Origin of the sequence: Streptacidiphilus jiangxiensis, assembly GCF_900109465.1 — a bacterium.
GTDB lineage: Bacteria > Actinomycetota > Actinomycetes > Streptomycetales > Streptomycetaceae > Streptacidiphilus > Streptacidiphilus jiangxiensis.
Window position 1 is genome coordinate 92987 of record NZ_FOAZ01000026.1, and the last position, 8260, is coordinate 101246.

The window sequence follows — 8260 nt, forward strand, 5'->3', positions numbered from 1 at the left end:
CTCACCGCCGACAGACCGGCGCGTCGGACAGGCCGATGCGCTGGTGGAAGTAGTGGAAGATGATCTCCTCGTGCAGGGCCTCGCCGTCCAGGGTGGGCTTGATCGCCGCACCGTCGTCGACCATCTCGACCAGGCCGCGCTCCAGCAGCTCGGCGAAGGCCGAGGCGAAGGGCTCCATGCCCAGCAGGTCGGCGCCGAACTGCTCCTGGTAGCGGGCCAGCACGATCGGCTGGTTGGCCTTGAAGTTGAAGCCCAGCGCCGTGCCGATCGCCTTGTGGCCGTCCAGCTTGCGGCCGTAGGCCAGCGGCAGGCCCTCCTCCTTCTGCATGAAGGAGACGTACTTGCTGATGTCGGTGATGTTGTGGGTCTGCAGGAACTCGTCGCGCCCACCGGTCAGCCAGCCGTACGCGCCGGGACCGTACGCGATCATGGTGTTGTAGTGCTCCCACTTGTTCTTCGAGGTCTGCGGGATGTTCCCGCCCTCGTAGGTTCCGGGGCGGCTCCACCAGCCGCACGGGCTCGGGTAGTAGCCGGCCTCGAGCAGCACCTCGACCGCGGCCTGGCGCATCTCGTAGGTGGCCTCCAGCTCGGGGAACCGGCCCTCCTGGATCAGGCGCTCGCGCACGACCGGGTTGTTCCAGACGGCCCGGTTGCCGATGCCCATCTCCTCGCGGTCCGCGTTGCGCAGGCGGTAGATGGTGATGGTGGGGACACCGAGGTCGGTCAGGATCTTCATGTCGCGGCGCACCGACTCCGGGGTCTGGTACGGCAGGCCGAACATCATGTCGACGTTGAACGGGCACCCCGTGTCCAGCAGGTTCCGGATCGCGTCCAGCGACTGCTCGGTGGAGTGGCGGCGCTTGGTGAAGTCGTTCACCTCGTCCTGGAGCGACTGCACACCGAGGCTGAACCGGTTGAAGCCGAGGTCGCGGGCGATCGCGAGGTGCTCCTTGCCGAAGTTCTCCGGGTTGCCCTCGATGTTGAACTCGACGGAGTCGGTCAGCTGGTAGGCGGAGCGGACGTGCTCCACCAGCGGAGCGATGTAGTCCCGGTCGTTCAGCAGCAGCGCGGCCGTGCCACCGCCGATGTAGAAGGACTCGATACGGGCCTGGGGGAGCCAGTCGAAACGGTCGAGGTAGCGGCGGGACTCCTCGATCAGCAGATCCGTCCAGAGTCGCAGCGCGCCGTCCTCCTTGCCGCGCGGCACGAGTCGCTTCACGTAGTTGCAGAAGTGACAGATGTAGTTGCACAGCGGCAGGTGGAAGTAGAGGTGGGCGGGCAGCCCTGCCCCCTCGAAGCGGCCGTACTCGGTGGCCACCTCCTCGGCGGAGAGCTTCTCGCCCTCGTTCGAGGTGACGTTGATGTTGTACTGGTCACGCGGGACCTGCAGCTGCGGGTTGCGGTCCAGCAGCCGGCCGAGGTTGAGCTCGTGGGTCTCGGCCAGGCCCTGGGTGCTGACGGTCGTGGTCACGGAAGCGCTCCTTTTGGGTGCCGTGGGATGCCGTGGGTGCCATCTGGTGCCGTGGTGGGACTGCGTCGGTGTGCAGTCCGCAGGGCCGCCCGGCCGGTCGGCCTGGGCCCTGGCGTTCTGTGCGTCAGAAGTACGCGGACATCACCTCCTCGACCCACGCGGGCTCGCGCACCCGGTCGGACTCCGGAACGAAGCGCTTCAGGTAGGGCTTGACGTCCAGCACCGGTGTGCCGTCCAGGGCGTCGAGCGACCGCACGTGCAGGGTGAGGCCGTCGACGCCGAGCAACTCGCAGCGGGAGACGGCCAGATGGTTGGGCCGCTCCTTGATCCGCTGAGCGAGGACGCCGACGCGCGGCAGGTCGGTGCGACCACGCGGGTGGCGGGCATCGGTGACGACGTCCCGCTCGCCGAGCAGGTGGAAACGGAAGACCACCTCGAGGTGGGAGAACTCCTCCAGGCCCGCGACCGCGTCCGGGTGGAACAGCTCCTCGTCCAGGGAGATCGAGGCGGTGACGGGCCCCCAGCCGTCGTACTCGGGGCGGATGCGCGGCGAGGTCACCACGCCGATCGGGCGGAGCGTCACCGGGTCGGTCATGTCGGTCATGTCGTTCTCCATGTCCGCAGCTGCTCAGGTGAGTTCGGTGAGTTCGGCGAGGTCGGTGAGGTCGGCGCGGATGGCGGCGGCCAGGGCCTCGACGTTGCCCGGCTCGATCATCGTGAAGTGGTCGCCGGGAACGGCGGTGACCGTGACCTCGGCGGCGAACTCCGTCCACCCCAGGTCCTCGGGGTAGTTCTCCGGCTCCATCGCCCGGTCCGTGACCCGGTACAGCACCAGTCGGCCGTCGAACGGCCCGACCTCGTACCCGGCCAGGGCGTCGAGGTTGTGCTGGTACATGTCGATCATCCGGCGCAGCCGCTCGGCGTCGAAGTCGGCCGGGACGGTGCCCGCCGCGTGCGCCTTCTCCAGCAGCACGGCGGACCGCTCCTCGGGCGTGAGCGAGCGCAGCCAGTCCACGTCGAGCTCCAGGCGCAGGCCGCGGAAGAGCAGCGCGCGCAGGGCGAAGTCCGGGTCGTCGCTCGGCTCGACGGTGGTGCGGGTGTCCAGCAGGCCGACCAGCCCGACCCGTTCGCCGGCTGCCCGCAGCTGCCGGGCCACCTCGAAGGCGATCAGCCCGCCCATCGAGTAGCCGAGCAGGTGCCAGGGCGTGCCGTCCGGGTGGACCGTGCGCATGGCGCGGATGAAGTGCGCGGCGATCTCCTCGATCGAGCCCAACGGCTCCTCGCCCGGGTTGAGCCCGGAGGACTGGAGCGCCCAGAAGGTGTGCGCGGTGCCGACGGCGCGGGCCACCTGCGGGTACACCAGCACGGTTCCGGAGACGGGCGGGAAGGCGTAGACCGGCACGCCCGACGTGCCCACCTGGAGCCGGACCAGCGGGCCCTGCTCGCGGGAGCCGCCCTGACGGACGATCGGCGCCAGCTCGGCGATGGTGCGGGTGCCGATCAGGTCGCTGACCGTGATGTCGATCTTGAAGTGCTTGCGGATCTCGACCACGTGCTTGATGGCCAGCAGCGAGTGGCCGCCGAGTTCGAAGAAGTCGTCGTGGACGCCGACGTCCTGGCGGTCCAGCAGCTTGCGCCAGATCGCGCAGAGCTGGAGCTCCACGCTGTCGCGGCCGGGCTGCGCGGCAGCCTCGTCGACCGGGTCCGGCTGGAGGGTGGGAGCGGACATGGGAATTCCCCCGGGTGTGCGATGGACGACAGGATCAGGCGACTGGATCGGGCGACGCGATCGGGCGACGCGATCAGGCGGCGGGATCAGGCGACGGGGACGGCGGCGTCGGCGCCGGCGGCTTCCGCCTCGGCGCGGCTGCGTTCGGCCCAGCGGACGGCCGGCGCCATGGCCAGGCCACCGACCAGGAAGACGCCGCCGAGCACGAGCCAGCCCGGCGCACCCCAGTCGATGAGCAGCACGGTGAGCACCGCGGGCGCGAACATCTGGGTGGCGGCGATGCCGGTGTTGAACAGACCCTGGTACTGCCCCTGCTTGTCGGCGGGGGCGAGGTCGTAGCCGATCACCCACGAGCCGGCGGACTGCACCATCTCGCCGTACACGTGCAGACCGGCACCGACGACGAGCAGCGCCACGGCGGCGACGGCGGAGCGACCGGAGCTGAAGGAGAAGGCCACACAGGCGGCCATCAAGCCCACACCGGCCAGCCGGAAGGCCCGCAGCGCCGGTGCGAGCGCGTCGATGCCCTTGGTGAGCCGCACCTGGAACAGCACCACGCTGCCGGTGTTGAGCACGTAGAGCGCCGCGGCCATCCAGCGCGGGGCGGCGGTGTGGCTGGAGATCCACAACGGGAGGGCCACGTCGAGCAGCGGCGAGTGCAGCAGCATCACCATGTTGATCAGGGCCAGCAGCGCGTAGGGGCGGTCCCGGAGCACCGCCAGGCGCGGCTCCCCGGGCGGACCGGCGGGCACGGGGTCGATCGTCGGCAGTCGCAGCAGGAGCAGCGCGCAGCCGACGAAGCTCAGGGCGTCCAGCCCGAGGGCCAGCAGGTAGGCAGGACGGGTGTCGAAGGAGAGGGCCAGGCCGCCGAGGCCGGCGCCGAGCGAGTAGCCGACGTTGGTGACCACCCGCATCTTCGCGCGGACCTTCACCAGGTTCTCCCCGCTCAGCGCCCGGCCCACCAGAGCCTGCCGGGCGGCGTATCCGCCGCGGTCGAACAGGGCGTAGAGCACGGCCGCGACCACGAACAGCGGGAAGGAGCGGATCACCAGGTAGGAGGCGGTGGCCAGCCCGGCCAGGGCCATCAGCCAGGCGGTCACGCCGCGTGCGCCGCGCCGGTCGGCCAGGTGCCCGAAGGGCACCCCGGCGAGCAGCCCGGCCACGCCGGCGATGCTCAGTCCGACACCGAACTGGGCGGCGGAGAAGCCGACGACGCGGGTGAAGTAGAGGGCGGAGGTGGTGACGAAGGCGCCGTTGCCCAGGGTGTTCACCAGCTGGGCGAGGACGAGCGTGCGACCGGGGTCACGCTGACCGGAGGTCATGTGCCGGCCACCTTCGTCCGATAGAACTCGTCCATGAGCGGCACGAGGACCTCGGTGTCCCGGTAGCACTCGGCGTGCGAGCCGGTGATCCTCCGGTAGTCGAAGAGCGCGTCGCGGCGGGCCAGCAGCCGTTCCTCCTCGTCCGTGCCGATCACGCCGCTGTCCGGCGAGCCGAGCACCAGCACGGGCACGCCCAGGCCGTGCAGCACGTCGAGCAGGTGGCTGAAGTCGTAGTGCCAGCGCAGCAGGCTGCCTTCGACCCATTCGTCGGCCTCGTGGCGTTCGGGGTGTGCCTCGAAGGACTGGTCGATCACCACCAGACTGCGGATCCGCGCGGCTCCCCAGGTCACCGCGGAGACCGCGCTCACCAGGGCGCCGTACGAGTAGCCGACGGCATCCACCCGCTCGGGAAGGACGTCCGCGATCCGGTGGACGTCCGCCGCGAAGTCGAGCACCGAGTAACCCCAGGCCGGCTTCGGGCTCGTGCCGTGGGCCCGGAGCACCGGGTAGAACGCCTCGGAGCCCGCCGGGCACAGGGCGTCGCCCAGCTCGCGCAGCTGCTGCTTGCCGCCGCCGAACCCGTGGACCAGCAGCATCGAGCCCGGAGCGGATCCGTTCTCGACGGTGCCGGCCACCCGGTCGTAGTCGAGCAGCGGGATCGCCGGATGCTCCGCGAGCGCGGGCCCCGGGGGAGGCGCTGTCACCTGGCTTCCGATGCCCATGGCTGCCTGCCTGTTCGAGGTGGTGGAGTGGAGGGGTTATGAGGTGGGCCGTACAACCGTGCGGAGCCGGGAGGCCGAGCCTTCGTGATCGACCTTGAGCTTCGCCGCCCGGCCACCGTCCGGTCAACGGGTCGCCGCGTCCCCATAACGGGGGACAGGCGCGCGGGACTTGACTCCGGCTAGCGTCGGGCCACGCTGTCCGACCCACACCCGAGGAGGCGCGAAGCACGGTGGCAGAACAGCTGATCCACGAGGCCGTGGCACGCCAGGCCGCGCTGCGCCCCGACGCCGTGGCGGTGGTCTGCCGCGGCGAGCGGCTGACCTACCGGGAGGTCGACTCCCTGGCCGACGCCTGGAGCGTGGAGCTCGCGGCACTCGGGGCGGGACCGGGAACCCTGGTGCCCGTCCATCTGCCCCGGTCCCCGGCACAGATCGTCGCGCTGCTCGCGGTGCTCAAGTGCGGGGCCGCGTACGCGGCTCTCGACCGCCGTTGGCCGGAACCCCGACTGGCGGATGTGCTGGGGCAGTTGGCGCCACCGGTGGTGGTGACGGACGACGCCGCGGCGGTGGGGTTCGCCGGGATCCCGGTCTGGCTCGTACCCGCGCTCCGGTCCGCGCCCGCCCCCGAGCCTCCGCCCGCACCCGAGTCTCGGTCCGCGTTGCAGGGATCCGCCGAGCCGTCAGCGCCGCATCCGCCGCATCCGCCGCACGTCGGCCTCCCGGCGTCCGCCGCGGCCTGCGTGTTCTTCACCTCCGGCACGACCGGTGCGCCGAAGGGCGTCGTCTCGCCTCACGCGGCCACCACCCGCCTCTTCGCCGACCACGGACCGCTCGCCCTCGGCCCCGGCCGGGTCATGGCGCAGGCCGCGCCGTCCCCGTGGGACGCGTTCTCGCTGGAGCTCTGGGGCATGCTCACCACCGGCGGCACCGTCGTGGTGATCGAGGACGACTACCTGCTGCCGGACACCCTGCGCGAGGTGGTCACGGAGTCGGGCGTGAACACCCTCTGGCTCACCTCCTCCCTCTTCAACCTCTTCGTCGAGGTGGATCTGGACGCCTTCGCCGGACTGCAGCAGCTGGTCATCGGCGGCGAGCGCCTCTCGCCGTCCCGTGTCGGACAGTTCCTGGAGCGTTTCCCCGAGACCGCCCTGTGGAACGGCTACGGGCCGGTGGAGAGTTGCGTCTTCGCGACCATGCACCCCGTCCGCCCGGAGGACTGCGCCGTGCCGAACGGGATCCCCATCGGCACTCCCGTACCCGGCACCGCGGTCCACCTCCTGGACGACGGCGACGAGTGCCCCGTCGGGGTGGTCGGCGAGCTGTGCGTGAGCGGCGACGGATTGGCGCTGGCCTACCTCGGCAACGACGAACTCACCGCCCGGTGCTTCCCCGACGTCGAGCTCGCGGACGGGCCCCGCCGCGTGTACCGGACCGGCGACCTGGCCCACCGCGACGCGGACGGGGTGCTCCACTACGTCGGTCGGGCCGACCGACAGGTGAAGGTGCGCGGCTACCGCATCGAGCCGGCCGAGATCGAGAGCACGGCACTCCGGCTGGCGCAGGTGGCCGGCTGCGCCGCCGTACCCGTCCCCGGACAGCTGGGTGCGTTCGACCGGATCGCGCTCTTCTGCACGGTGCCGCAGGCCGCCGTCCCGGTGACCGTGCGCGAGACCGAGCGGCTGATCCGCGCCGAACTCGAACGGCTGCTGCCGCTGCATGCCGTCCCGGACGTCGTCCGCCTGGTGGAGCGCATCCCCGTCACGGCCAACGGCAAGGCCGACCACCACGCCCTGTTGTCCGAGCTGGCCTAGGCCCGGTGGCCGGCTGCCCGGCCCCGGACCTCCCGGCCTGCCCAACTGTCGGCCGCCCGGCCGCAGCCTGCCCGAACTCCCGGACCCCCGCCCACAAGGAGCCCCGCGTGCCCGTCATCACCCTGCTCTCGCCCGACACCAGCCCGGGGAGCGCCGCGCTTGCCAAGGTGGCGGCAGCGGCGACCGACACCCTCGGCATCGCGCCCGACCACTGCTGGATCACCTGGCAGCAGATCGACCAGGACAGCGCCCACCGCTCCCAGTGGCAGGAGGGCACCGGCCCCCGGCCACCGATCGGATTCGTGACGTGCAAGGCTGCTTACTCGAAGGAACAGGTCGGTCTGCTGCTCCGGGCGGTTCAGGCCGAGCTCGCCGCCGTCCTCGGCATCGGGGGCGCGGACATCTTCCTGACGGTGCGTCGGGCCAACGAAGGAGAGTTGCTGGTGCGGGACGAGATCTGGAACGGCGAGGACGGCGTGCAGCAGGTGGCCTCGCGGCCCGTGGCCCACGTGGTGGGTGGCCGGGGGGAGGTCTTCGACGACGCCTGGGACGGCGTCGAGGCGGTGATCCGGCTGGACTCCGCGCAGTTCACGGAGGAGGCGCTGTACGGGCTGGAGACCTTCTCCCACCTGGAGGTGATCTTCCACTTCGACCGGGTGCCGGTCGAGAAGATCGAGACCGGCGCCCGCCACCCCCGCGGCAACAAGGACTGGCCGCTGATCGGCATCTTCGCCCAGCGCGGCAAGAACCGGCCGAACCGGCTCGGGGTCTCGCGCTGCCGCCTGCACCGCGTGGACGGCCTCGACCTGTACATCAGCGGCCTGGACGCGGTGGACGGCACCCCGGTGCTGGACATCAAGCCGTACATGGCGGAGTTCGGGCCGCGCGGCGAGGTCGGCCAGCCGGAGTGGGCCACGGAGATCATGCGCGAGTACTACTGACCTCCGACCCCGCCCCTTCCGACTCCCGACAGACAGAGGACCGCCGCAGCATGTCCCGCCGCCTGTTCACCTCCGAGTCCGTGACCGAGGGTCACCCGGACAAGATCGCTGACCAGATCAGCGACACCATCCTCGACGCCCTGCTGAAGGACGACCCGTCCTCGCGTGTCGCCGTCGAGACGCTGATCACCACCGGTCAGGTCCACGTCGCGGGGGAGGTGACCACGTCGGCGTACGCGCCGATCGCGCAGCTGGTGCGCGACA

8 protein-coding genes are annotated in these 8260 nt (G+C 71.2%); 3 read left to right on the forward strand and 5 right to left on the reverse strand.

Annotated elements, in window-relative coordinates; genetic code table 11:
- Window position 1: 1 nt before the first annotated feature.
- From BMY61_RS36270 to BMY61_RS36290, 5 genes are all read right to left on the reverse strand, one after another.
- Window positions 2-1471, reverse strand: a complete 1470-nt coding sequence (locus BMY61_RS36270) for a radical SAM protein (RefSeq protein ID WP_082015564.1) — start codon at window positions 1469-1471, stop codon at window positions 2-4.
- Window positions 1472-1595: 124 nt separating this feature from the next.
- A complete protein-coding gene (locus tag BMY61_RS36275) occupies window positions 1596-2075 on the reverse strand; it encodes an SAM-dependent methyltransferase (protein WP_201777646.1) in 480 nt (159 codons plus the stop codon).
- Window positions 2076-2099: 24 nt separating this feature from the next.
- Window positions 2100-3200 (reverse strand): thioesterase domain-containing protein, encoded by a 1101-nt coding sequence (locus tag BMY61_RS36280; RefSeq protein ID WP_042457901.1) that lies wholly within the window; start codon window positions 3198-3200, stop codon window positions 2100-2102.
- Window positions 3201-3286: 86 nt separating this feature from the next.
- A complete protein-coding gene (locus BMY61_RS36285; RefSeq protein WP_042457904.1) occupies window positions 3287-4522 on the reverse strand; it encodes an MFS transporter in 1236 nt (411 codons plus the stop codon).
- Complete coding sequence (locus tag BMY61_RS36290) at window positions 4519-5226, reverse strand: alpha/beta fold hydrolase (RefSeq protein WP_177240403.1); 708 nt, start codon at window positions 5224-5226, stop codon at window positions 4519-4521. Before BMY61_RS36290 ends, BMY61_RS36285 begins: the two co-directional genes overlap by 4 nt.
- Before the next feature lie 248 nt (window positions 5227-5474).
- Here BMY61_RS36290 and BMY61_RS36295 point away from each other — a divergent pair, with 248 nt between their 5' ends.
- From BMY61_RS36295 to BMY61_RS36305, 3 genes are all read left to right on the forward strand, one after another.
- Window positions 5475-7055 carry an amino acid adenylation domain-containing protein gene (locus BMY61_RS36295; RefSeq protein WP_052439407.1) on the forward strand — a complete coding sequence of 527 codons (1581 nt, stop codon included), beginning with the start codon at window positions 5475-5477 and terminating at the stop codon, window positions 7053-7055.
- A 485-nt stretch (window positions 7056-7540) separates the two neighbouring features.
- Window positions 7541-7996, forward strand: a complete 456-nt coding sequence (locus tag BMY61_RS36300; RefSeq protein WP_042457950.1) for an SAM-dependent methyltransferase — start codon at window positions 7541-7543, stop codon at window positions 7994-7996.
- Between the two features lie 50 nt (window positions 7997-8046).
- A partial coding sequence (locus BMY61_RS36305; protein WP_280521069.1) for an S-adenosylmethionine synthetase N-terminal domain-containing protein occupies window positions 8047-8260 on the forward strand: 214 nt, incomplete at its 3' end.

Excerpts from the sequence above, each read along its gene's own strand:
- BMY61_RS36285 (WP_042457904.1), bottom strand. The coding sequence starts at position 4,522 with ATGACCTCCGGTCAGCGTGACCCCGGTCGCACGCTCGTCCTCGCCCAG.
- BMY61_RS36275 (WP_201777646.1), bottom strand. The coding sequence starts at position 2,075 with ATGACCGACATGACCGACCCGGTGACGCTCCGCCCGATCGGCGTGGTG.
- BMY61_RS36280 (WP_042457901.1), bottom strand. The coding sequence starts at position 3,200 with ATGTCCGCTCCCACCCTCCAGCCGGACCCGGTCGACGAGGCTGCCGCG.